This is a genomic window from Blautia sp. AF26-2 (assembly GCF_003460955.1).
In the GTDB taxonomy this organism is placed as follows: Bacteria; Bacillota; Clostridia; order Lachnospirales; family Lachnospiraceae; genus Fusicatenibacter; species Fusicatenibacter saccharivorans.
Map to the genome: position 1 here is coordinate 58,608 of NZ_QTWD01000001.1, position 24,653 is coordinate 83,260.

Annotated in this window: 26 protein-coding genes and 5 pseudogenes; 28 read left to right on the top strand and 3 right to left on the bottom strand. The window is 46.2% G+C overall.

Annotated elements, in window-relative coordinates:
* Positions 1–22: 22 nt before the first annotated feature.
* From DWY63_RS00365 to DWY63_RS00385, 5 genes are read left to right on the top strand one after another with little or no spacing between them, the layout of a single operon-like run.
* A complete protein-coding gene (locus tag DWY63_RS00365) occupies positions 23–376 on the top strand; it encodes a hypothetical protein (protein ID WP_226972216.1) in 354 nt (117 codons plus the stop codon).
* Positions 373–738, top strand: a complete 366-nt coding sequence (locus tag DWY63_RS00370; RefSeq protein WP_117800720.1) for a hypothetical protein — start codon at positions 373–375, stop codon at positions 736–738. The genes DWY63_RS00365 and DWY63_RS00370 overlap by 4 nt, the downstream gene beginning before the upstream one ends.
* Positions 731–1,093, top strand: coding sequence for a hypothetical protein (locus tag DWY63_RS00375; RefSeq protein ID WP_117800722.1), 363 nt, complete (start codon positions 731–733; stop codon positions 1,091–1,093). The genes DWY63_RS00370 and DWY63_RS00375 overlap by 8 nt, the downstream gene beginning before the upstream one ends.
* The gene (locus DWY63_RS00380; RefSeq protein WP_117800725.1) at positions 1,090–1,896 is read left to right on the top strand and encodes an SH3 domain-containing protein; all 807 of its coding nucleotides are present in this window, start codon (positions 1,090–1,092) and stop codon (positions 1,894–1,896) included. Before DWY63_RS00375 ends, DWY63_RS00380 begins: the two co-directional genes overlap by 4 nt.
* Positions 1,897–1,907: 11 nt before the next feature.
* Positions 1,908–2,561, top strand: coding sequence for a hypothetical protein (locus DWY63_RS00385; RefSeq protein WP_117800727.1), 654 nt, complete (start codon positions 1,908–1,910; stop codon positions 2,559–2,561).
* 65 nt (positions 2,562–2,626) lie between these two features.
* Here the strand turns inward: DWY63_RS00385 and DWY63_RS00390 are convergent, their stop codons facing one another.
* Positions 2,627–3,028 carry a type II toxin-antitoxin system HicB family antitoxin gene (locus tag DWY63_RS00390; protein WP_117800729.1) on the bottom strand — a complete coding sequence of 134 codons (402 nt, stop codon included), beginning with the start codon at positions 3,026–3,028 and terminating at the stop codon, positions 2,627–2,629.
* Positions 3,029–3,061: 33 nt separating this feature from the next.
* The gene (locus DWY63_RS00395) at positions 3,062–3,244 is read right to left on the bottom strand and encodes a type II toxin-antitoxin system HicA family toxin (protein WP_055055841.1); all 183 of its coding nucleotides are present in this window, start codon (positions 3,242–3,244) and stop codon (positions 3,062–3,064) included.
* Positions 3,245–3,361: 117 nt separating this feature from the next.
* Between DWY63_RS00395 and DWY63_RS00400 the strand changes: the two are divergent.
* The 4 genes and pseudogenes from DWY63_RS00400 to DWY63_RS00415 all read left to right on the top strand — a co-directional run.
* Positions 3,362–3,619 (top strand): annotated as a pseudogene (locus DWY63_RS00400) (ABC transporter ATP-binding protein); the annotation flags it as partial.
* Positions 3,609–5,681, top strand: a complete 2,073-nt coding sequence (locus DWY63_RS00405) for an ABC transporter permease (RefSeq protein ID WP_055228677.1) — start codon at positions 3,609–3,611, stop codon at positions 5,679–5,681. The pseudogene DWY63_RS00400 and the gene DWY63_RS00405, both read left to right, overlap by 11 nt.
* Positions 5,682–5,700: 19 nt before the next feature.
* Positions 5,701–6,378: a response regulator transcription factor gene (locus DWY63_RS00410; RefSeq protein ID WP_055228678.1), complete on the top strand. Its 678-nt coding sequence runs from the start codon at positions 5,701–5,703 to the stop codon at positions 6,376–6,378.
* Positions 6,375–7,400 (top strand): sensor histidine kinase, encoded by a 1,026-nt coding sequence (locus DWY63_RS00415; protein WP_055228679.1) that lies wholly within the window; start codon positions 6,375–6,377, stop codon positions 7,398–7,400. Before DWY63_RS00410 ends, DWY63_RS00415 begins: the two co-directional genes overlap by 4 nt.
* 49 nt (positions 7,401–7,449) lie before the next feature.
* On the opposite strand, the gene DWY63_RS00420 is transcribed toward DWY63_RS00415, so the two are convergent.
* The gene (locus tag DWY63_RS00420; protein WP_033121501.1) at positions 7,450–7,698 is read right to left on the bottom strand and encodes a DUF6061 family protein; all 249 of its coding nucleotides are present in this window, start codon (positions 7,696–7,698) and stop codon (positions 7,450–7,452) included.
* 489 nt (positions 7,699–8,187) lie between these two features.
* Here DWY63_RS00420 and DWY63_RS00425 point away from each other — a divergent pair.
* The 19 genes and pseudogenes from DWY63_RS00425 to DWY63_RS00510 all read left to right on the top strand — a co-directional run.
* Positions 8,188–8,466, top strand: a pseudogene (locus tag DWY63_RS00425) (ParB/RepB/Spo0J family partition protein); the annotation flags it as partial.
* A gap of 12 nt (positions 8,467–8,478) precedes the next feature.
* Positions 8,479–8,769: pseudogene (locus DWY63_RS00430) on the top strand (DUF5720 family protein).
* Positions 8,770–8,835: 66 nt separating this feature from the next.
* Positions 8,836–9,696, top strand: coding sequence for a DUF6017 domain-containing protein (locus DWY63_RS00435; protein WP_117800731.1), 861 nt, complete (start codon positions 8,836–8,838; stop codon positions 9,694–9,696).
* Between the two features lie 50 nt (positions 9,697–9,746).
* Complete coding sequence (locus tag DWY63_RS00440; protein WP_044024580.1) at positions 9,747–10,058, top strand: DUF5720 family protein; 312 nt, start codon at positions 9,747–9,749, stop codon at positions 10,056–10,058.
* Between the two features lie 98 nt (positions 10,059–10,156).
* Positions 10,157–10,657, top strand: coding sequence for a PcfB family protein (locus DWY63_RS00445; protein WP_117800733.1), 501 nt, complete (start codon positions 10,157–10,159; stop codon positions 10,655–10,657).
* Positions 10,654–10,959, top strand: a pseudogene (locus DWY63_RS00450) (recombinase); the annotation flags it as partial. The gene DWY63_RS00445 and the pseudogene DWY63_RS00450, both read left to right, overlap by 4 nt.
* A gap of 56 nt (positions 10,960–11,015) precedes the next feature.
* Positions 11,016–12,866 carry a recombinase family protein gene (locus DWY63_RS00455; RefSeq protein ID WP_330411338.1) on the top strand — a complete coding sequence of 617 codons (1,851 nt, stop codon included), beginning with the start codon at positions 11,016–11,018 and terminating at the stop codon, positions 12,864–12,866.
* A 79-nt stretch (positions 12,867–12,945) separates the two neighbouring features.
* The gene (locus DWY63_RS00460) at positions 12,946–13,137 is read left to right on the top strand and encodes a transposon-encoded TnpW family protein (protein WP_117800739.1); all 192 of its coding nucleotides are present in this window, start codon (positions 12,946–12,948) and stop codon (positions 13,135–13,137) included.
* 133 nt (positions 13,138–13,270) lie between these two features.
* Entirely contained in the window at positions 13,271–13,567 is a 297-nt protein-coding gene (locus DWY63_RS00465) for a hypothetical protein (RefSeq protein WP_055228716.1), read from the top strand.
* A gap of 105 nt (positions 13,568–13,672) precedes the next feature.
* Entirely contained in the window at positions 13,673–14,503 is an 831-nt protein-coding gene (locus DWY63_RS18260; protein ID WP_070103256.1) for a hypothetical protein, read from the top strand.
* 82 nt (positions 14,504–14,585) lie between these two features.
* Positions 14,586–14,879, top strand: a complete 294-nt coding sequence (locus DWY63_RS00475) for a DUF3847 domain-containing protein (protein WP_055228717.1) — start codon at positions 14,586–14,588, stop codon at positions 14,877–14,879.
* Positions 14,880–15,112: 233 nt separating this feature from the next.
* Positions 15,113–16,624: a MobQ family relaxase gene (gene mobQ, locus DWY63_RS00480; RefSeq protein WP_055228718.1), complete on the top strand. Its 1,512-nt coding sequence runs from the start codon at positions 15,113–15,115 to the stop codon at positions 16,622–16,624.
* A gap of 16 nt (positions 16,625–16,640) precedes the next feature.
* Positions 16,641–18,542 carry an AAA family ATPase gene (locus tag DWY63_RS00485; protein WP_117800741.1) on the top strand — a complete coding sequence of 634 codons (1,902 nt, stop codon included), beginning with the start codon at positions 16,641–16,643 and terminating at the stop codon, positions 18,540–18,542.
* An 85-nt stretch (positions 18,543–18,627) separates the two neighbouring features.
* Positions 18,628–18,867, top strand: a pseudogene (locus tag DWY63_RS00490) (type IV secretory system conjugative DNA transfer family protein); the annotation flags it as partial.
* A gap of 93 nt (positions 18,868–18,960) precedes the next feature.
* Positions 18,961–21,351: a recombinase family protein gene (locus DWY63_RS00495; protein ID WP_117800743.1), complete on the top strand. Its 2,391-nt coding sequence runs from the start codon at positions 18,961–18,963 to the stop codon at positions 21,349–21,351.
* A gap of 246 nt (positions 21,352–21,597) precedes the next feature.
* Positions 21,598–22,242: an AAA family ATPase gene (locus tag DWY63_RS00500; RefSeq protein WP_113999138.1), complete on the top strand. Its 645-nt coding sequence runs from the start codon at positions 21,598–21,600 to the stop codon at positions 22,240–22,242.
* 165 nt (positions 22,243–22,407) lie between these two features.
* A complete protein-coding gene (locus tag DWY63_RS17915; RefSeq protein WP_158565820.1) occupies positions 22,408–22,563 on the top strand; it encodes a hypothetical protein in 156 nt (51 codons plus the stop codon).
* A 41-nt stretch (positions 22,564–22,604) separates the two neighbouring features.
* Positions 22,605–23,141, top strand: coding sequence for a nitroreductase family protein (locus tag DWY63_RS00505; RefSeq protein ID WP_117800745.1), 537 nt, complete (start codon positions 22,605–22,607; stop codon positions 23,139–23,141).
* Between the two features lie 285 nt (positions 23,142–23,426).
* Positions 23,427–24,650 (top strand): serine/arginine repetitive matrix protein 2, encoded by a 1,224-nt coding sequence (locus tag DWY63_RS00510; protein WP_117800747.1) that lies wholly within the window; start codon positions 23,427–23,429, stop codon positions 24,648–24,650.
* Positions 24,651–24,653 lie beyond the last annotated feature (3 nt).

Genomic DNA, 24,653 nt, shown 5'->3' on the forward strand with positions numbered 1-24,653 from the left:
CCTCACAGAAAAGAGGCAATACATGAGAATGACAGAACAGGAACGACGCATCAGAATCCGGCATCTGAAAAGAATGTACCGGATAAGGGAGCGAAAAGAGAGACATGACAAAAAGGTGTCCGGTCTGTTCATGAAACGTGTTGTATTCACTTTGATTCTTGCAGCATTTATCTTTACAGTCGTGATGATATTTGTGTTTTTGCGGATGGGTTCAGAACCGTCGACACTGATTGAGAATGTATTCCGTTTTCTATCAGTCGAGGGCGGGGCGATGGCACTCATTAAGTCCGTGAAAACGGTCAAGGGAACAAAGTCAAACGGAGAAATACAACACAATGACGAACCGGAACAGGATGACGAGGAGGTACAAGGATGAAATACATCGTCGAGAATTGGTTTGTGATTGTGGGTCTGATTGCGGTATTAGCAGCGGGAGGATATGCAATATATGTTTTCGTGAAAATGCCGTCAGACAAGCAGTTGAACAAAGTGAGAGAGTGGTTGCTTTATGCAGTCACAAAGGCAGAAAAGGAACTGGGAGGCGGTACAGGTCAAATCAAGCTGCGTTATGTATATGACATGTTTGTCGCAAGGTTTGCGTGGCTTGCAAGAGTGATTTCTTTTGAGGCTTTTTCGATGATGGTCGACGAGGCACTTGAGAGAATGAAAAAGATGCTTGAGAGCAACAAAGCGATGCAGACGCTTGTGAGCGGTGAGGCAGGTGAGGTCAATGAGTAAAATCATAGACTTTTTCGTGCAGAACGCAAAGACAATCGGGATTGTGTACGTTGTGGGTGCGGTCGTCGTATTTTTAGCGATGACAGCGTTTTACATTTGGGTCGACAGGGCAAGCAAAAAGGAACAGGAGCTTTACTATGACGAATATTATTATCCGGATGACGAATTTGCGGAAAGAATGTCGGTAGTAGTATGGTTCATTCTTTCATTAGGATGTGCGATTTTATGGGTCGGTATTCCGTTACTGATTTGCGGGTTGATTGTGTACACAGAACTTGAGGAACATTGTCCGGAACTTATGGGAGACATGACGGACAGAAACACAGAAGAATTTGACAAGGAGGAAAACAAATGATTTCAAATTGCGGACATGATGAAAATAACAGATACAGCGGAGGAAAGGCAGGAGACCAGACAGGTACAGAGTGGAGGGTTATAAATTGGTATAACAGACCGTGGAAATGTGTCCTCCGTCATCCGGATGCAAAGGTCAGAAAAATGATTGCGAGCATGGCAAAGGCAGCAGCAGTCAACAATAAAATCGGATATGACCAGTCAGAGAGATACACATTTTGGGAGCATCTCAAGGCATCGAATTACGACCCTGCACAAATCACGATTGCGTGTGAGGCAGATTGTTCATCCGGTGTCGCTGCAATCGTAAAGGGTGCAGGTTACAGACTGGGAAATGAGAAAATGAAGAATGTGAGCATTTATCTCTATACCGGAAACATGAGAGCAGGTCTCAAGGCAGCAGGATTCGAGGTGTTGACAGATAGCAAATATCTGACATCGGATGCGTATTTGCTTGAGGGAGACATCACCCTCAATGACAATGCTCACGTTGCAGTGAACCTCACGGACGGGGCAAAGTCATCCGGAACAGGTGCATCCAACACAACAACAGTCAAGAGCAATGCAAAGGTCGACGTTGCACACGGGTTCAACAAGAGCCTTGCAGGAACTTACAAGGTGACTGCATCCGGATTGAATCTCCGTGCGGGAGCAGGAACAGGAAAGTCAATCCTTGCGGTGATGAAAAACGGTGAGAAAGTCCAGTGCTATGGATATTATAACGATTGCAACGGTGTGAAATGGTTGTATGTGGTTTACAAGAACATCGTCGGATATGCGTCAAGCAAGTATTTGAGCAAATAGGAGGGAAAATCATGTTATACTATTTAGGCAAAGGAACAGAGTTCAAGAAAGAGGACTGCAAAGAGTACAAGACCATTGAGGGAGCAATGAAAGCAGCAGCAAAGGACGAGAGCTTTGTTGTGTGGGATGAAAACGGAAACGTCATCGGCTCACTCACGGACAATGTTCCGGAGGGAGCATTGCAGACAAATCCGGACGGCAGCGTCAACACATACGATGCGGACGGAAACAAGGTCGGAACAGTCGATGCGGAAACCGTTGAGAAAATGACAACATTTGAGAGTGACGAGGATGCAGCAGGGCAGCAGGAGGACGCAGAGGACGGGGGAACAGCCTCAAACGATGCAGAGACGACAAATCCTCCGTCTGAACCGGAAACGGGCGAGAATGGGGCAAATACAGAGCCACAGGAGGAAGAGGACGAGCCGGAGGACAAAGTCATTATCCCGCAGGGAAAAATGAAAGTGACGGTCATTTGCGACGGCTCACTCAATATCAGACGTTCCGCAGAGTGGGGCAATGAGAACATCTGCGGTCGTGCTATCAGAGGACAGTCATATTATGTGAAAGAGATTCATGTTGTGGACGGAAAGAAGATGGTCAGAACAATCGGAGACCTCTATCTCTCCGGAGAATCCGAGCATGTACAGTTTGAACAGTTATAAGAGCATACAGACAAAAAAAGAGGACGGCATCCGGAAACGGGTGTCGTCCTTGTACTATAATGGATTTATGAACGTGCTTGAATTTTGGCAATCAACGCATCCTGCAAAACTTTTGAATAGTTGATACCGTAATTTTCACATGCAGTATTGAGCCATGCAGGAATACTCAAAGTTTTCTTGACCGCCTTGTCATTGTACGCACGGGCGTATTCGTCGAGGTTGACACAAATCAAATTGACAAGTGCTGCATCCTCGTCCTTTTCAACTGCATCAAGAGGGGTCGGAGCGGGAAGAACATCACCATCACGCAAGGATGTGAATAAATACTGACCGCAAGCCTCTTGAGCCATTGCGAAAGCGTCCGCAAGGTTATCTCCGTAAGTTGCTAAATCATTGAGGTCGGGGAAAATAACTGAATATCTCCCGTCGTCCTCCGGATAAAAAACAGCAGGATAAATATAATTCATGATAACGCTCCTTTCTTTAATGGGTGGCAGGTCTCATTTGAGACCCGCCTGTTTGAGTATGGAGTTGACAACCCTTTGAGGAATGTCGCCTCGATGATTTGGGATTGTAACTTTTCCCGTTTTGGTTGGGTGCTTGTATTGGTGATGTGAACCTCTCACATCTACCAACTCCCATCCGTCATTGAGGACTATTTTTTCAATTTCTCGAAATCTCATTTGTATTGTTTCCTCCTTACAAGTATATAATAGCACGTATTTTACGTAATGTCAACAAAAATATACGTAAAATACGTAAAAAATAACATAGATTTTCATACTACTAAATTGAACCTACCGACGGGTGCGCTGGATTCTAAGAACGCAAGAAGTCTTATGGAGAAGCTGTCCGGCCTGAATCGTGACGAACAAGCTACGATCCTGATGGTAACCCATGATTCCAATGCCGCCAGCTTTTGCAAGCGCATTCTGTTCATCCAGGACGGCGTGATCTTTCATGAGCTTCGGCGTGGAGACGAAAGCCAGCAGGAGTTCTACGGGCGCATCCTGAAGGTGATGGCGCAACTGGGAGGGGGCAGCGCAAATGTTCTCTAATCTCATTCTTCGGAACAGCCACCGCAGCCGAAAGGAAAACGGTCTGTTTTTCAGCTCCCTGGTGATTTCTATTGTTGCCTTTTACATGATTCTTTCCATCTCCACTCAAGATGTGATGCTCTTTTTGCAGAAAATGGAGAGTGACGCAGTTGACAAACTCCTGCTTCTGATTCCTGCGTTTTATGGGATGACCCTCGGTATTCTGTTCTTTTTGATCTATTTTGCCTGCAAGTATCAGTTCGAGCGCAGACGGCATGAGTTTGGTGTTTATCTAATGTTGGGGATGCGTAGAAGTAAACTGTTTGGTATGCTTCTGGCGGAAGATTTCCTGACCAGTATTCTTGCCATGCTCATAGGCTTACCTGTGGCTGTGGTGCTTTCAGAAATTGTCAGTCTTGTCACCGCCAAGCTGGTAGGCATGGGGATCATCGGTCATCAGTTTTCTTTATCCTGGTCTGCAATTGAATGGACGCTGGCAGGATTTCTGGCAATTAAGCTGACGGCACTTCTGATTTTGAGTGGACGAATCAGCCGCCAGGAGATCGGTACTTTGCTATCCCAGCCAACGAACCGCCCCAAAAAGCAAATGCCATCTGTTATCTATGGACTGGCTGCTATATGCGGAAGTGTGATGTTGGCAGTGGCTTACTACATGGCGATTCAGGGAATTGCATGGACAAAGGTAAGTATGATGGGACTGACTTTGCTGTTGGGCATAGTTGGTACGATGCTGCTTTTCTATGGGATGCGTGCGCTGATTGCTTTGATTGTTAAGAAAGGAAAAGGAAATAAGCAGCTTCATGTATTTACCTTCCGGCAGATTCAGGAGAATGTTATTCATCAGTCAACCTCCATGGCCATCAGCTCCCTGCTGATTCTGGCGGCGCTGTGTTGTTTTGGTGCGGGCGTAGGAATTGCAGGAACGAATAGCCTGTCTTCTGGCCATGTAATCGACTATACTTTTGAAGATCATACTGCAGAAGATTCATCGCAGGTTCTTCCGAATATAAAGGCAGCCCTGAAAGAAAACGGTTTGGAAAATCAATTTTCAGAGCTTTTTGAAATGAGGGTTGGGCGTATTCGCACCACAGAAGATTATGATAATGCCTACAGCATGGACGCTGTTATGGACTCTCTTCGGAGCCTGCCCCAGTCGGAAGACCGGGATGTCCTTCTGAACAATCTTGGTTATGCCACATACCCATATTTGATTTGTTTATCGGACTATAATCGTTTGTTGGAATTGTCCGGCAAACCGGCTCTCCAATTAGGCGAAAAGGAGGCCGCTGTCTATATTGATACAGAGTTTACTACAGTAAGTCGTACCGCAATGCTGAACCAAGTATTGGCCGGACAGCCCAAGGTGGAACTGGATGGTAGTCCGATTCATCTTACAGGAGAGGTTCAGTCTGTGAATTTGGTCACGGACCGTTCTATAACCTTGTCCTTTGCATTGATTCTTCCGGATGAAGCATTCCTATATTATAGCCAGGGAATGTATGATACCTATGTCAATGCGGTGCTCAGTGAGCAGGCTCTGGATGGAAATAGCCTTATGACTGCATATTTGGATTTGAACGAGAAGCTGGACGAAACTGGCATTGAATATGAAAGCTATCTTCAGAATATAGGTCGTCAGCTTTTCTACACCATAGCATCCAGTTATATTACCCTCTATCTTGCGATTGTTTTCCTGGTAGTTGCCAACACCATCGTGGGTGTTCAGTTCCTGATGAGTCAGCAGAAAACCGGGCGCAGATACCAGACCCTGATCCGCCTGGGAGCTACTTACGAAACCCTTTGCCAGTCTGCTGGAAAGCAAATTACCTGGTTTATGGGACTTCCTGTATTGGTTGCGGCTGTCAGCAGTCTGTTTGGAGTCAGGGCGTTATTTACAGGAATACTCTCGTCCCGAACCCGTGGGACAGTGTCTGAAATGCTGCTTGTATCTGCTGCTATGATTTTACTACTTTGCGTGATAGAATATATTTATATGAGAGTGGTCAAGCGCTCCAGTGATCGGTATTTGCTGACACTGATGCAGCCGCAGAGAGAAGAATAATTTGGAAGGAGGTGCTGTCATGAAAAGAATTGCTGTTGTGGAAGATGAAGTCTATATGCGGGAAGAACTCTGCGATATGCTCCAAAAGGACGGCTATCTTGTGGAGGCAATTACCGAGTTTGAAGATGCCGCTCGGCTCTTGGCAGCCCTCCGCCCTGACCTTGTGATCTTAGACCTGAACTTGCCGGAGATCAGTGGCTTTCAAATCTGCCAGGAGCTAAAGAATAAAACTGCTATCCCCGTCCTGGTGCTGACTTCCAGAGATCAGGTAAAGGATGAACTGCAAGCGTTCCAGTTGGGTGCCGATGAATATTTGACGAAGCCGTGCAGAAAAGATCGACTTCTTGCCAGGGTATCCAATATTCTCAAAAGGTATGAAGGCCGTACCAATCTCATAGAGGGACCAGATTTCCTGTTAGACCAGCAGACCTACACGCTTTATATTCATAATACCTCTGTGGTGCTTCCAAAAAATCAGGGAAAACTGTTGGTCGCTCTTTTGTCCGGCGGCGATGCTCTGGTCACGACGGAGCAGCTTTGCATGGCACTATGGGGAACCACGGAATACATAGATGAAAATGCCTTGCAGGTTAACCTAACCCGGCTGAAAAAAACGATGTCCGCCCTTGAAATGAAGCAGCGAATCGTTGCAGTTCGAGGAATGGGCTACCGTTTGGAAGCGGAGGTGTCTCTATGAAGCAGCTTTGGCACATGATAGAACGGTACTACCCCTGGCTTCTGTTGCTGCTGGGCGTGGATTGCTTTTGCGCTGTCATTCTTTGGATTTCTGACATTCAGGTATTTCAAACCTTGATCGGGTTAGTAGTTCTGACGAGCATCCTTTTGTTTTCAGCGATTCTGTTTGTACTAAACAAGAGGGAGAACACCCACATGGAACTGTTCCGAGATTTCCTCAGTGATCCTACCATCTGCAATGAAGAACGGCTGCTCAGTGCCATTAGTCAGAAAGAAGGAGAATCTGTCCGATTTTTGGCTTCGGTTTTACGGGAATACAAAAACGAGAGTAACAATATGGCGGATGCCCTACGGGACTATGAAGAATACGTGGAGGGCTGGGCACATGAAGCGAAAACGCCCCTATCGTTGCTGACCATGCTCTTGGATAACCGGAACGATGAAATCTCTCCTTCCCTGCAAGCAAAGCTGGATTATGTCCGCAGTCAGCTTCAGGAGGATGTCACGCAGATGCTGTACTATGCCCGGTTGAAGAGCAGTACAAAGGATTACCGATTTGAGGATGTCAATTTGAATGACTGCTTGGGTGAAGTTCTGGAGGACTATGCCCCACTTCTTGAAGAGAAGCATTTTGTCATTCTCAACAAACTGCAATCTGAAACAGTCTATACAGACCGTAGAGGACTTCAGTTTATGTTGGGACAAATCGTTAGCAATGCCATCAAATATAGCAGCGATAGTCCCATGCTTACAATTTCCGTGATACATTCGGAGACTGCAGATATCCTTTCTGTTGAAGATAACGGCATTGGCGTAAAAAAATATAATCTGCCGTACATTTTTCAAAAGGGCTTTACCGGGGATTCTACTGACAGCAGAAAGAAGGCTACCGGTATGGGACTTTACCTGGTTAAGAAGATGGCCGACGATCTAAATCTTCATCTGGAAGCAGCTTCCCAGTGGGGAAAGAGCTTCAAGATTGTCATCTTCTTTCCTAAATTGAGATCCAACGGAGGGAAATAATATAAACAGAAAAACGCCCGCAGGATTTTCTCCTGCGGGCAGCGTGTTGTCAGCTATCCCAAGGCTTGTATTCTGTTACAGTTTTCAAATAGGTTTCGGGATCGCCGTTCAAGATAAGGTCTGCATACTCCAAAGGAGCGTTGTAGATCAAATAATCCAGCTCTGACCGCTGATACATATTGTCAGCAATCTCGTTCTCAACGACGATAGTGTCAATCGCAATCATACTGCCGTCGCTGAATTTCACTTCCACACAGCAATTATCCATATTGTAGGCACAAGATATTAAGGTTTTCATGGTATGTCCTCCATAATTCGTAATATAAAGCGAAAATCCCGTCTGACTTCCTGTTAGAAATCAGACGGGATTTGTCCGTATGCACCCCGGAAACCGTCAGCTAACAGTTGATAAGTAAATTAGTTCCTTATCACTGTTAAGCCAAGGTTTTCCGGGGTTTTCTTATACCTAAACAGGCTGATATAGTTTGACCTCATTTGACCAAACGAGAGCCGTTTTCACCCGATTTTTAGTGGTTAAATATAGGACAGTCGGCAAAAATGGGGTCAAAAAACGGTCTTAGTGGTTAAAAAATAGGACAACCAGAGAACAATTTCGGGGGTATTTTTGAGGGTGATTTGGCACTCTCAGACACCGGATTTTTCGCTGGAGGGTTTGGCATAATCTGACCAAATCTGAACAATTAAATACGATTCTAATGCAGGCACTCAGTAACAAATAACTGGGTGCTTTTTGTCATGGCGAGGAGGAAAGTGACTATCGTGCTTGCATCAGGGAGAGCGAGTGGATTTAACTTCGTCCCAAGTTGGGACGAAGTTGCGGGCTGACGAAATTTTGGCACAACAGGCGGGGTCAAGTAGAAATCAGGTTCAAAGATTTATTCGACTGACAGAACTGATTCCCGAACTGCTGGACAGGGTTACTTTTACTTCTGACACTCTGCGGAAGTATTTTCCCAGAAGCTACACACCAGCCAGGATGCAGGAGACCATTATCAAGCTATTGGAACAATGGCAGCGTAAACGTCAGAGAGACCAGGAGCGATGAAAGGAGCCGCCTATGAAAGATATTTTAGCAAGGGAGCTGAAAGGACATAACATTCTTGCTGTGGAACGCTTTAAGGACAGCACCCGATGGATGATTGAATTTGGTGTTCTCCATCCGTGCAGTGCTTACGGGAGCAGAGGTGATGAAATGCGTCTGTTTCTTGCAGAGGACAGCTATTAGAACGCTCTCCAAGATCATCAGCGCCGGAAAATCAAAATCAAGCGGTATGCCCGTGTTGTTGAGGGACACATCCTCGACTTTAAGCCGGGAAAGAAATGCACAAGAAAATATAGAGAAAGTTGAACGCCACAATTCTTTGATTTAGGATTGTGGTTTTTTTGTACCCAAAATTCGGAAGGAGTGAGGTCGATGGCCGTTTTTCGCATTGAACGGACCCGTGATTATACCGTGATGAGCAATCATCATTTACGAAATGCAAACCTGTCGTTAAAAGCCAAGGGACTGCTTTCCATGATGTTATCTTTGCCAGAGGACTGGAATTACACCACCCGTGGTCTTGCAAAGATCTGTAAGGAGGGCGTGGATGCCATAGGCGTTGCGTTGCGGGAATTGGAGGCTGCCGGTTACATTGTGCGGCACAAGCTGCGTGACCGGCAGGGACGCATCAGCGATACAGAGTATGTCATATACGAGCAGCCACAGCTTAGAAAACCGGATACGGATTCACCAGATACGGAAAACCCGTATATGGATAAACCGGATACGGAAAAGCCCGCAGAATTAAATATAGAGAAATCAAATACTCAAAAACAAAATATTTATGGATCAAGTACCGATTCCATTCCCTTCCGGGATTGCGCGGCAGATTGTCTGCCGGAACGGAAAGGAAGGGATGCGATGTCACTCACAGAGATAGAGAGTTATCGGGAATTGATTCAGGAGAATATCGGGTATGAATACCTGTGTCAGCAGTATGAAACTTATCGGGAGGATTTGGATGAGATTGTGGAGCTAATCGTGGAAACGGTCTGTGCAAAGCGAAAGACCACCCGTATTGCAGGAAGTGATTTTCCGCATGAAATCGTTCGTTCCAGATTCTTGAAGCTGGATAACTCGCACATTGAGTTTGTCATGGACTGTTTACAGAAGAACACCACGGAAATTCGTAACATGAAGCAGTATCTTCTGACCGTTCTGTTCAATGCACCGACCACGATAAGCAATCATTACACCTCACAAGTAAATCACGATCTGTATGGCGGCTGGTAAATGGTCGCTTTTTTATTGCCCGGAACTGCCGGGAGAAAGGAGCAAGCATGATGTCTGAGGGAAAGACCATAGGGCAGCTGATGGAAGAAATGCGGGCAAAGGCAGGAGCGCAGAATTATCACGGTCATGGATATATGGATCTCCAGCGTTTTGCGGAGGACACCCGGCACATGATTATTTTTGATGTGCTGACGAACGATTCCCCTGTTGGCTGGAAAGGCGAACGAACCCGCCTGTTCCTGTCGGATACCGGTTATGAAAAAGCACTGGATAGTCAGGAAAAGGGGCAGATTAAGATTTTGAGCCACGCAAAGGTACGTCAGGGCAATCTGCACTATGACCATTCTGACCAGTTACGCTAAGGAGGGCGGTATGAAGCGTTATCTTCTGCGGCGGCTGGTGGTTCCGCCTTAGCAAAAAAAGAGATTCCCTGCAAACTTCGTGGAAAGGAGGCGAGAAAATGCAGGAAGAAGTGGAAAACAGAACTTTGACGCTGGTTGTCAGTGGAACAAAGTTTACCGGCAGAATGTTAAAGGCTGCCATAAGCAAGTACATGGCACATCGCAAGGAAAAGAAGCTGGAAAAACAGAGAAGCCGTGATGCGCCAGTTGTTCCGCATGGAAAACAGACTGTGAAGCAGCTTGTCGGGCAGAATCAGGGAATATCCAACATTGAGATCACAGACCCCTCTATCAAGGAGTTTGAGAAAATCGCCCGGAAATATGGTGTGGATTATGCGGTGAAAAAGGACCGCAGCAGTTCTCCGCCAAAGTACCTAATTTTTTTCAAAGGCCGTGATGCAGATGCTTTGACAGCAGCTTTTACAGAGTACACCAACAAAAAGGTCAAAAAGGCAACGAAAACAGAGCGCTCGTCCGTACTGGCAAAACTTAACCAGTTCAAAGAGATGGTTAAAAATGCTGTGGTGGATCGCACCAAGCGAAAGGAGCTGGAACGATGAAAAAGACATTGGACATCAAAAAGCTCATTTTGCTGAATATGCCGTATATCCTGATGGGACGACTGTTTGCTACCAATTTTGGAGAGGCATGGCGAATGGCAAAAGGGGCGGATGCTTCAGAAAAGTTTCTTTCGCTGATTGCGGTTCTGCCTGGGGCGCTGGAAAGTTTCTGGCCAAGCCTGCATCCATTGGACTTGTTGGTAGGGCTGTGTTGTGGAGGCAGTCTGAGGCTGGCGGTGTATCTTAAAAGCAAGAACGCCAAGAAATATCGACATGGTTTGGAATATGGTTCGGCCCGCTGGAGTGCATAATTTTAAGTGTAAATGACACATACATGGACGCACAGGAGGTTATGCACATGACTGATTATAGCAAAATTACAGCCCTTTACTCCCGCCTTTCCGTGGGCGACGAGGACAGGGACGGCGGCGAGAGCAACAGCATACAGAATCAGAAGAAATTTCTGGAAAGCTACGCCAGACAGTTAAAGCTGACGAATATCCGGCACTACATCGACGATGACGAAAGCGGCAGGTTTTTTGACCGTTCCGCATACTCCCGCATGATGGACGATGTGGAAAACGGGAAAATCGGTGTCTGCATTATGAAAGACCTTACCCGCTGGGGGCGTGACTATCTCCAAGTCGGAAACGCTATGGAGATATTCAGACGGAACAATGTGCGCTTTATCGCGGTCAACAACGGCATTGACAGCGAGAAGCCCGACACATTGGAGTTTGCGCCCTTTATCAATATCATGTCGGAGTGGTACGCAAAGGACATCAGCAAGAAAGTGAAAACGGGCATTAAGACCAAAGGCATGAGTGGAAAGCCGATTGTCACCGAAGCCCCTTACGGCTATGTCAAAGACCCGGACGACAAGGATTTTTGGATAATCGACGAAGAAGCCGCCGAGGTTGTCCGTTTGATTTTCCGTCTGTTTATCGGTGGGAAGAACCGCAATCAAATCGCCATATATCTGACACAGGAGCAAATCCCAACCCCCACTTTCTACATGAAAGACCGCGGGTGGGGAACCTGTAAAAATAAGACGCTCAACGAGGATAACCGCTGCAAGTGGAACAAAGTCACCTTGACCAATATCCTCACACGGCAGGAGTATTGCGGCGATGTGGTCAACTTCAAGACCACAAAGCATTTCCGAGATAAACATAACCACTATGTAGACCGGAGTCAGTGGCACATCACAGAAAATGTGCATGAGCCGATTATCAGCCGCAGCGATTTTGAAACCGTACAGCGGATTTTGGAAAACGCACCCGTCAAACGCCCCAACGGGGACGGGGAAATCCACCCTCTGTCCGGCTTGCTTTTCTGTAAGGACTGCGGCGCAAAAATGCACATTCGTATAGATTACCGAAACGGCGGCAAGCGGCATGTTGCCTATTGCAGCGAGTACCACAAGGGGAAAGCCAGAAATCCGAAATGCAATTCCCCGCACATCATGGACGCGGACTTGCTCATGCAGACCATCGCAGAAGTGCTGAAGAAAATCGAGGACTATTCTATCAGCAATCGGGCGGAGTTTGAAGCCTTAGTGAAAAAGAACCTTGCCATGCAGCAGACCGACCAGACCAAAAAGCAGCAGAAGCGTATTCCGCAAATCACGACGCGCCTTGAACAGATTGACAAGGTGCTGAATAAGCTCTATGAGGACAACGCCCTCGGCACTATCCCGCAAGACCGTTATGAGCAAATGTCGCAGAAGTATTCGGAAGAATACTATGCGCTGAAAGCGGAGCTTGCCACGCTCCAAGAGCAGCTATCCGCTTATGAGAACGCGGGAGGACGGGTGCAGAAGTTTTTGAAGCTGACGGAACGCCATGCCGCCTTTACCGACCTGACCCCCGCCATTCTCAACGAGTTTATCAGCCGGATTGAAGTGCATGAGCGCGACCAGAAAAGGGCGAGATACGCAATCCAGCACATCAGCATATATTTCAATTATATCGGCAAGTTTGAGAATGAAGTGACACAGCTTGCAGAGCCGACCGAGCAGGAAATCCGGCAAATGCGGGAGGAAATCGAAGAAGCCAAAAAGGAAAAGAGCCGCGCATACCACCGGCAGTATTCAAGGGAGTACCGGGCGCGAAACCTTGAAAAGCAGCGGGAGTATGACCGCATGAAAGCGCGGGAATACCGGGCAAGGCGAAAGGCACAGGCTGCCGCCGCACAGCCCACACAGTAAAACAGAATAACCGTCAACCAAGAGGGATTTTCCGAACTACGGGAAATCCCTCTTTTGCGCCCAAAGAAAGGAGCCGCCTATGGCAGAACAGCCCCCCGACAGTATCATCACAACTCAGAGGAACGGGCAGACCATTGTTGCGGAGTTGTTTTTCAATCACAGCAGCACAGAAACGTTCTGCGACAAGCTGCTCAAACTGGTACTTGCCGACAGTTCGCGTTTATCTGCGTCTGACGGTCAAGAGCCGGAAAAAACGGAAATCTTGCGATAACAGCCGCCCCGACGAACCATTCCCTGTCTGGACGGTTTCTATTTGAAAATCCTCATTTCCCCCAAGTCAAGAGCCGGAAAAAACACCCGAAAAATGCCCCTATTGCGTAACAGGGGCGCAGAAAGGAGCTTACATGAGAACAGGGCTTACGAAGCAGGAAAAGACCACCGATATTTGGTTTGACGAGAAAGACCCCCTTATCCATATCCGCACCCACAACACCGACTTAAAGAAGCGGCTTGCCGCCTACACCAGACAGCACCCCGACCAGTGCCGCCAGACCGACGCAGACCCCGAAACGGGCTGCATGGAGTTTGAGATTGCAAAGGGGCGCTTCTCTTTCCGTCTGACCGCCCCATACAACGAGGAACGGCGGGAAGCTGCGCGGCGGTCTGCCAGAGAAAACAAGGCCACTGACAGGCTGAAATGAGGTGGATTTATTCATAACCATGTGCTATGATATTTATAGATAGTGAAACTTCCTTTCAATTTTTTCATCTATACAAGTAACAGAGAAGAACAGGAGGCTTGTTCCATGAGAAAAAAGAGATTGATGATTGCAATAGCTTGTATCATTTTAGTAGGTATCGCGGTAATCGTATTTTTTTCACAACAGGGGAAAAAACCGTATAAGGATTTGGACGCAGCGCAGATTGTTTCCGCTAAAGTGTTATTAACACCGCCAGACAAAACGATTGAGATTGAAAATATCCAAGAATTAGTTGAATATTTGAATGATGTTGTTGTCTATAATGAGGATAATTCTTACACAGAGTATGCTGGACAAGGCGTTGTTTTTACCTTGACTATGGTAGACGGTACACAAACAGATATTATGGCGTATAACCCATTTATTGTCATTGACGGTATCGGTTATAAGACAAAATATGAGCCATGTGAAGCACTCAACAACTATGCAAATGAATTACTAAACTCTGGGACTGCCAATATAATTTTGGAAGAACCGCCCACATTAAGCGTTGTGAGTGACGAAACCGCTATCGGTGCAGTATTAGGAACTTATTCGTGGCAAAAAACAAATATTGACGGAACTGCTGAAAGCACAATAGCTGATAGCCCACACCCGTTAGAGTGCAAGGATCTGTTGTCCCCGCCATTTGAAACAACAGAAACAACAGCTACATTAAGATTTACAGAAGACCCAGATACAATTTTAAGTGTGCAGTGCTGGAGTGACGAACATTGGGGAGAGCCTGCTGCAAACAGCGAAGATGTAACTATTGTTGGAAACGTACTCACTCTTAAACTGGGCGGATATATTTATGAAGTAACAGCTGAATGGAATACTGAAAATGGCTATGGCGGAACAGCAAGCTATTTTATATATTTGAAAACAGCAGACTAAAATTGAATAGCCACCCACAAGGGCAGCCGAGAAAATCGACTGTCCTTTTTCTATGCTTATGAGCAGAAAGGAGCGACCAACCATGACAAAGCCAAGAGAGAAAACCCGCGAGGAGCTGCAAGCCGAGATTGAGGACGGAAAGAAGAAAATCCGGCAGCTTGAGAACCGGGAGAAAATCATCAAGCAGAAGCTATCCGTCGAGGAACGCAAGGCGAGAAACCACAGGCTTTGCAAGCGCGGCGGCTTCATGGAAAGCCTTGTGCCGGAGCTTATTGCCATGCCGGACGAGGATGCGCAGACCTTTTTCCGGCTTGCCCTGACGAGCGAGCCAGCACAGGAGTTTTTGAAAAAACGAGCCGAGGAAACGACAAGCTGAAAATCCCTTAGGAACTAAGGGCGCACTTATACACCCTTACGGGCGTGTGCGCTCTGCCGAGGGCTTATCTCCGCACAGGGAGATTTCCCCGCGCTCCGATATGGCGGCTTTGCCGCAACAAGGGGCTGCACCCCTTGCGCCGCTTCGCGGCTATCCCTGCACACCCACAAAAACAGTACACCCGCCTTTGGCGTCTGTACCATTTTTGAGGGTTTTATTATCCTATCCGGGAGGTGATACCCATAGCCATTTACCATTGGAACATCGGCATTGTGAGCCGAGGAAAAGGCAAATCAGCCGTTGCCGCCGCCTACCGAAGCGGCGAAAAGCTGACAAACGAATGGGACGGAATGACCCATGACTACACTCGCAAAGGCGGCGTTGTCCATACAGAAATCATGCTGCCGCCCCTCGCGCCGCCCTCATTCTCTGACCGTTCAACCTTGTGGAACAGCGTGGAGCTTTACGAGAAAGCCGGGAACGCCCAGCTTGCGCGTGAGATTGACGCAGCACTCCCCATAGAATTATCCAGAGAGGAACAGATCCGGCTTGTCCGGAAATACTGTTCCTCTCAATTTGTTTCCAGAGGAATGTGTGTGGATTTTGCCATTCACGACACCGACAGCGGCAATCCCCATTGTCATATCATGCTGACTATGCGCCCCCTTGACGAGCGCGGCGCGTGGGCGGCAAAGTCCAAAAAGGAATATGACCTTGATGAAAACGGTGAGCGTATCCGCTTGCCAAGCGGCAGATATAAGACGCACAAGGTTGACCTCACGGGCTGGAACAGCCAAGAGAATGCGCTTGTTTGGCGCAAGGCATGGGCTGATATTTCAAACGACTATCTTGAGCGTGCCGGAAGCCCGGAGCGTATCGACCACCGCAGTAACGCCGAGCGCGGCATTGACGAAATACCGACCGTCCATATGGGCGTAGCCGCCTGTCAAATGGAGAAGAAAGGTGTAGCCACCGAGAAAGGCGAACTGAACCGAAATATCCAAAAAGCAAACCGCCTTATACGGGAAATCCGGGCGCAGGTTAGCAAGCTCAAAGAATGGATTGCCGACCTGTTCAAAGTGTGGGAAACCGCCCCGAAGCAGCCGCCGCAATCTCCCAACCTTGCAAATCTGTTGATGAAGTATTTGAGCGTTCAGAGAGAAAAGAGCCGGAAGTATTCGCAGCGTTGGCAACAACAGCACACAGCCGATGAACTGAAAACCATAGCGGCAGCGGTCAACTATCTCTCCGAGCATGGCATCTCTAATCTTGACGAGCTGGACGCTTCTCTTTCCTCTGTCAGTGATAGAGCCTATTCAATCCGGGCAGGAATGAAAACCGCCGAGGAACGCATGAAGAAGCTACAAAAGTTAATTGAATACGGGAAGAACTACACAGAGTACAAGCCCATTCACGATGAACTGAAAAAGCTGCAAAACGGCTGGACAAACAAGCGCGACAAGTACGAGGAAGCCCACCGCGCCGAGCTGACCCTATGGAACGCAGCAAATCGCTATCTCCATGCAAATCTGCCGAAAGGAACAAAGACCTTGCCTATTGCGGAATGGGAACAGGAATATGCTGACCTCAAAACACAAAGGGACGGCGATTATACCAAACTGAAAGAAACCCGCGCCGAGGTTGCCGAGCTTCAAAAAATCCGCAGGTGCGTGGATATTGCACTCCGCGCCGACCAACCGGAGCAGACGCAGAGCCGCACCAAACGGCATGATATAGACCGCTGAAAGGAGTTGAACTTTTATGTATTACACCCAAGAACAGATAGACCGCGCCAAACAAGCCGACCTTGTTTCTTTCCTGCAATCACAGGGCGAGCAGCTTACCCGTGCCGGAAATGAATACCGCTGGAAGCGGCACGACAGCCTGACCGTCCGGGGAAACAAATGGTACAGGCACAGCCAGAGTAAGGGCGGTGCACCCATTGATTTTGTCATGGAGTTTTTCGGCAAGAGCTTCACCGAAGCCGTTGAACTGCTGACAGGCGAAAAAGGAGCCGCCCCGCCGCCGGACAGACCAAGCCCCGCGCCCCTATCCGACTTCCGACTGCCACCCCGCAGCACCGACAACCGCATAGCGAGGAACTACCTCACAGCAGCCCGCCGTATTGATGAAGATGTGACGGGCTTTTTCTTTTCCACCGGGGATATTTACGAGGAAGCCGCCCACCATAACGCCGTATTCGTCGGCAGAGATGAAAGCGGCATACCGCGATACGCCCATCAGCGCGGCACAGCCGGGAGTTTTCGGCTTGATGTGAAAGGCAGCGACAAAGCCTTTAACTTCTGCTACCGTGGCGAGGGCGAAAGGTTGTTTGTCTTTGAAGCCCCGATAGACCTCTTATCTTTCCTCTGCCTGTTCAAAAAGGACTGGCAGAAGCAAAGCTATCTGGCGTTGGGCGGCGTGGGAGAAAAAGCCCTGTTGCGCTTTCTCTCTGACCGTCCGAACATCAAGACCGTTTTTCTCTGCCTTGACAGCGACGAAGCCGGAAACGACGCTTGTAGCCGCCTTGCAGAGCTTGTGCCGGAGGGCTTGACCGTCCATCGGCTTATCCCTCTTTTCAAGGACTGGAACGAGGTATTGCAGCACCGGGCAGAAATCACAGACGGGAAATATCTGCGGGAAGCTGTCTATGGCTTGAAAGAGCCGCCGCAGGAAGAAACCGTTGAGATTATCTGCATGAGCGAGGTTGACACACAGACCGTTGAATGGCTATGGGAGCTGTATATCCCCTTTGGGAAAGTAACCATTGTGCAAGGCAATCCCGGCGAGGGCAAGACCACCTTTGCCCTACGCCTTGCCGCCGCCTGCACCACCGGGGGAACGCTGCCGGGAATGAAGCCCTTGCCGCCATTCCAAGTGATTTACCAGACCGCCGAGGACGGGCTGGGCGATACCGTCAAGCCCCGCTTGATAGAAGCCGAAGCCGACCTTGACCGGGTGCTTGTGATTGATGAAGCCAAGCGGGAGCTTACCCTGTCCGATGAGCGCATAGAAAAGGCAATCACGCAGAACGGGGCGCGGCTGATTATCCTTGACCCCATACAGGCGTACATGGGCGAAAAAACCGACATGAACCGGGCAAACGAAGTGCGCCCCATGTTCCGCCGCCTTGCCGATGTTGCCGAGCGTACCGGGTGCGCCGTTATCCTTATCGGACATCTCAACAAAGCTGCCGGAGGGCAGAGCGCATACAGGGGCTTAGGTTCTATCGACTTCCGCGCCGCAGCAAGGAGCGTCCTGCTGATCGGGCGCGTGAAGCGAGAACCGAATGTGCGCGTTATCGTCCATGACAAATCTTCCCTTGCGCCGGAGGGCAAGCCCGTTGCCTTTTGCCTTGACCCGGAAACGGGCTTTTCGTGGATAGGCGAATACGACATCACCGCTGACGAGCTGCTGTCCGGCGCGGGCGGCAACACCGCCACCAAGACCGAGCAAGCCGAAAGGCTGATACTTGCCCTGTTTGCAGACGGGAAAGAGCTTGCCAGCGAGGACATTGTAAAAGCCGCAGCCGAAGCCGGAATATCCGAAAGGACGGTACAGAACGCCAAGCGCAACATGGGCGGCATTTTAGGCGCAAGGCGTGTCGGCGGTCAATGGTACAACTTCATCAAGAAGAAGCAGCCACCCGAACCCGCAAGCTGAAAGTGCAAAACGCAGACCCTTTGCACTTTGCACTTTCGCACTTTCACGATAATTTGCGTCAATAACTCAAAAAAGCACTTGACAAAACGCTTCATGGGGAACCCGTGAGGATATTGCACCTTACGTTGATCCTGTATTTCAGAACAATGTGATTCTGACGAAAACGGAGAGCCTGACCATGAACAGTCGCCCCAAGGACCCCAAGACTGCCAGAAACAAAAATGTACTGGTGATTGGCGGCTCCGGTTCCGGTAAGACCCGATTCTGGCTGAAACCCAACCTGATGCAGATGCACAGCTCCTATGTTGTGACGGACCCGAAGGGTTAGATTTTAAGAATACAGAGAAAATAGGTCATTAAAAAATGAAGTGTTTTCTGTGTGTTCTTATTTTTTAGCATTATGAAAGGAGCTGAGAAAATGGCTAAAGATAATAGAATAACAGCACTTTACGAGCGTCTGTCCCGTGATGATGAGATGCAGGGCGAATCCAACTCCATAACAAACCAGAAGAAGTATCTGGAAGATTATGCAGTGCAACATGGCTTTGGTAATATTCAGCATTTCAGTGATGATGGATATTCAGGAACGAACTTCAACAGACCGGCATTCAATTCTTTGCTGACAGAGATTGAAGCCGGCAGAGTGGGAACAGTGATCGTCAAAGATATGTCCCGATTTGGCAGAAACTATCTGCAAGTAGGTTTCTATACGGAAATGATGTTCCCTAAGAAAAATGTCCGTTTTATTGCAGTAAATAACGGAGTTGACAGTGCCAATCCGGCAGATAATGATTTTACACCATTTCTGAATATCATGAATGAGTGGTATGCAAAAGATACCAGTAAGAAAATCAAGGCAGTGTTCAAGGCAAAAATGCGAGACGGAAAACGTGTCAGCGGTGCAGTGCCTTATGGCTATTACAGAAAGCCTGAGGATAAGCAGACATTGTATGTTGATGAAGCTTCTGCTTCGGTTGTCAGACGTATTTTTCAGCTTGCTTGTGATGGAATGGGTGCAACCGCAATAGCAGATACCTTGTCAGAGGATAAAATCCTTATTCCTTCGGCTTATGCGAGACAGAATCATCCTGAGGATTGCCAGTGTACGAATTACCATGACCCTTATACATGGAATGCTACAACAGTGGGCTATATTTTGAACAGACGTGAGTATTTGGGGCATACCGTTCTTGGGAAGACAACGAGGGATAATTTTAAGACAAAACGGAAAAGAATTGCAAATGAGGACGAACTGCTTGTCTTTTACAATACACATGAAGCTATCATTGATCAGGAAACATATGATAAAGTGCAGAGAATGAGAAAAAGGGTATCTCCAAGGCGAAACAGTGAAAAGCCTGCGCACAGGCTGTCAGGACTGCTTTATTGTGCGGATTGTGGAAGCAGACTGGCATATATCAATTCAAAGCCAAAAGATGGGAAAATATATGACAGCAATCAGGCATTCCGGTGTAGCCGGTACCACAATAAATATCATTCATGTACTGGTCACTATATCAAGGCAAGCACAATAGAAATGCTGATTTATCAGGCAACTAAGAGAGTGTCACAGTATGTCCTTAAAGATGAAAAAGAGTTTGTAGAACAGTTGAAAGCACAGTATGAATTGCAGTGTGAAAAGGATAATACAGATGATAAAAAAGAGTTGTTAGAAGCAAAACGTCGTATGATGGATTTGGATGATCTGATAAAAGGTCTGTATGAGAATTTCACACTTGGGCGATTGCCGGAGAGACAGTTTAACCGCCTTATGACAGAATATGACACCGAACAAAGCAACCTAGAGCAGAGAATGTCAGAACTTGAAACTGCTACAGAACGTATATCCACTAAGGCAGTGCAGATTGATAAATTTGTGCGACTGGTTAAGAAATACCGAGATTTTGAGGAACTGACAACACCTATGCTTAATGATTTCATTGAAAAGGTTGTAATTCATGAAGCAGAGGGTGGCAGAACAAAAGACCGTACTCAGCAAGTGGATATTTATTTCAATTTCATTGGAAATTTTGTTCTTCCACTCAGTGAGGATGAAGTGGAAGCCTTGCAGTCAGAGGAAGCACGCAGAGCGGAAGAGATTGCTGAAAGAAAGAGAAAATCTTCTAAGAAATCTACGCAGAAAAGAAATCAGAAGCGTGCAGAGATCAAGGCAAAAGCAGAAGCTGGAGATCCTGAAACTATGGCAGAATATAAAGCAATCCTTGAAAAAGGCAGACAGAACAACCGTAAGAGATCTGAAAAAATGCGAGAATTGAGAATGTCTGACCCTGAATATCGGGCGAAGATGGAAGAGAAAGAACGCTTGGCATTGGAAAGGGAAAAGAAACGTCAGGAGCGTGCTACAAAGAAGAAAAAGATTGCTTTGGCAGAATTAAAGGAGCAGGCAGAAAAAGGCAATCAGGAAGCCGTCAGAGAGCTTGAGGAGCGTAGAGCTATTGCAAGAGAACGTTCAAGGAAATCAGCAGAAAAGCGTAAGCAGAGAGCAGAAAATGACCCTGAATATGCGAAATATTTGGAAGAGAGAAATGCAGAATACAACAGACGGCATACCGCAAGAAGAAAGGAGCAGATGGAAGCCTTGAGAGCCAGAGCGGAAGCCGGAGATCAGGAAGCACAGAGTCAGCTTGCAGAGCGTAAACAGTATCAGGTTAGAGCCACAGTGAAGAGCTACAGAAAAATGCGTGACGATGCATTAAGCGGAGATCCTATTGCAAAAGTAAGATATGAAAAAACACTGGCTATGAGACGTGAAGCGTATCACGCAAAGAAAAGTGAACAGACAGCCTAAGAGTAAGCATAATATCACAATATAATAGTTGCAGAATTGATGAGAATAAGCGGGAGCGATGCAATTATTGTAATGGACAATGAAGTATGGTATTGTATAGATGGTTTACCAAATCGAAAGTTGTGGAGGTGAAATGAATATGATGATGTTCTTAAAATTAAGAAATATCTGAGTTCATAGAACTATGTTAAATAGTTTTATGTATAGGCAGAACCCGAAAAACTATTTAATAAAGGAGATTGTGCAATGATATTTCAAGATAATGTAATCAAAGAGTACTTAAAAAATGTTTATTTTATAACGGGAACACCTTGTGGAGGAAAGACAACCGTTTCACGTGCGTTGGCGGAAAAGTATGGATTTGAACTATTTGATGTTGATGAGAGATTCGACGAGCACAAAAAAATGTCGAACCCATTATTTCAGCCTGCGATGAATACGTATTTTAACAGTGCAGATGAATTTTTTGGAAGAACAGTTGAAGAATATAAGAATTGGCTGTTGAATAATACTCGTGAACAGTTAGAGTTTGTTCTTCTTGATTTGATTCGTTTATCAGAAAATAAGAAAGTTTTGTGCGATTGTCATCTTACAGTTGCTCAGGCACTCGCTTTTTCTGAACCAGCGAGAGTTGTTTTTCTCATAAAAGACCCATCTAATCTTGTTGATGAATATGGTAATCGACCAGATCATCAGGGATTTTTTCAGTACTTAAATTCAGCGACTGATATAGAAAAAGCCAAACAAACTGTGAATATTACCTTATATGAACTCAATGTAAATCGCATAGAGGAGATTAAAAGCAGTTCTTTCTTTTGGATAGAGAGAACTGTGGATAGTACAGTTGAGAGTACATTAACTTGTGTCGAAAAACATTTAGGTTTAATATAGTTGAAGAAAGACATTCGATTATAGCACATTTTGTTTAATGAATTAGTGCCACAAATTGAGAAGTATTCTTGATTTGTGGCATCTTAATAAGGCAGAATAAAGGAATAAAAAGAATCTTAATTCTGTTAAACGCTATTGACAACTTGAATTTATGGAGGTGTCATTATGTATATGGCAATTGGTTTATGTTTAGGTGTTGCATTTGGAACTGCCTTAGATAATCTTCCTTTGGGAATTGCTATCGGTGTAGCCGTTGGAGCAGGAATAGATAGTTCACGTAGCAGTAAACGAAAAAAAGATAAAGAAGATGAAGATTTATAGAAGTAAGGAAAATTATAACTTCAAGTTTGCAGGAGGATAAAATGAAGATTATTGATATTATTAACAATAGGCATAGCTATCGTGGAAAATACAAACCAATTTCTGTTCCACGGGAAGATTTGATTACAATTATGCAGGCGGGATTAAATGCCCCTTCTGGCTGTAACAAACAGACAACAAGTTTAATTGCCGTAGATGATAAAGATATATTGCAAAAACTGCATAATGTTATAAATCCACCTGTAGGAGAAACTGCGCCAGCTATAATTTGTGTTTTAACACAGAGAATAAATGCATATAGAGATAAGTGTTTTGCAGTTCAGGACTATTCCGCAGCTATTGAAAATATGTTGCTTGCATTGGTGGAACTAGGGTATCAAAGCTGTTGGTATGAAGGACATATTACAGACGAAGATAAAATAGGTTATCAAATGGCGCAAATTTTAAATGTTCCTGATGATTATGAATTGGTCTGTTTTCTTCCGATTGGTATTCCAGAAGAAGAAAACATTTTGCCTAAAAAACGCCCTTTTGAAGAAAGAGCGTGGTTTAATACGTTTCCCGTTGATAAAAGATAAATTCCAGGTTGTCGGATTGTAAAGGCAGAGCCTTACGCAAGGTGCAGGAGAAAGACTCCGCTTGGGTTAAGGGCGAAGCGCCTTAGCCGGTCAAGGGTGCAACCATTGCCCAGTTAGTGGCGTTTCGCCACTAAGTACTGGGTATTGCTTGTAGCAGAGCTTCACAAGATTAAGCAACTTCGTTGCAAATCCCTTCGGGAAAAACTAAATATTGTTATTATTAACAGGCTGAGTAGAGAGATTTACTTGGTCTTTTTTTGTAGAAAAAAAGAAAGGAAGAGTTGAATGAAAGCAACAAGACATAATGGAAGGTCGGGAAAGCATGGGACTTATGATGCCAAACATAATGACCGCAGATTTGATGTTGAGAACAGTGAGCATATTGACGCAGAGAGGACGAAATTCAATGTCTATTGGGACTGCTATCAGGGTTATAGTCTGCCAAATGATGAAAACGAAAGAGCAAGATTTACTTTTACCGAAGTGGAGAAGGCATATTATGTTGAAAAATATTCAGATCATGTGGAAGGACAGAACGAAAGAAATCGAAAGGCAAGGCACTATGACCGTGTAAAAACGATTGATGGTATTCTTGAAAATAACAAAACGTGTCCGGAAGAGACTTTATTACAGCTTGGAAACATTGACGGAACAGTTTCAGCCGATGTACTTGCTCAGATTAGTGCAGAATATTTTGAGGAATTTAATAAGCGATATGGTTCTCACGTCCATATTTTGGACTGGGCTTTGCATCTTGATGAAGCCACACCGCATATCCACGAAAGACACGTTTTTGATGTGGTCAATCAATATGGAGAATTGTGTCCCCAACAGGATAAGGCATTGGAAGAATTGGGGTTTGAACTCCCGAAACCGAATGAGAAAAAGGGGAAATACAATAACCGTAAGATGGTCTTTGATGAAGAGTGCAGAAAGTTGTTTATCAGCATCTGTCAGAAACACGGACTGGATATAGATGTTGAACCGGTCTTTGGTGGTGCAAGCTATCTGGAAAAGCAGGATTTTATTATCATGAACCAACAGAAGCGCATTGATGAGAAACAAGCTGTCTTAGATGGTCTTATGATGAAGATAGAGGATGTAAATGTAGTTGTTGAGGAAGCGGTAGACCTTGCCTATGAAAAGGCTTGTGAGGTGGTCACAGAGCGTGTGAAAGAGGAAACAGTGAAGCATGATGTGGATGTCGTAAAAGATTATGGGGAACTGTTACAGAAACAGCCAAAGGAGAAGCTCAGTGACAGTTCCAAATCGGTTGCTTCCAAAGTTGTAAATGCGATTGTTTTCCGACTGGAAAAAGCGTCTCAGGTTTTTCTTGGCAATATCATTTCTGCCCTAAATGAACCGAAGAATAAGGCGAAAGCAAAGGAGCTGATTCGGGAGCAGGCAAGAGTATCTATTCAGGAGAAGCTGAAAGAAATGCAAAAGCAAGTCAAAGAAGCAGAGAAAGAACGGAACGTATCTGTCAGAAAAAAGAATATGGAACTTTAAGGA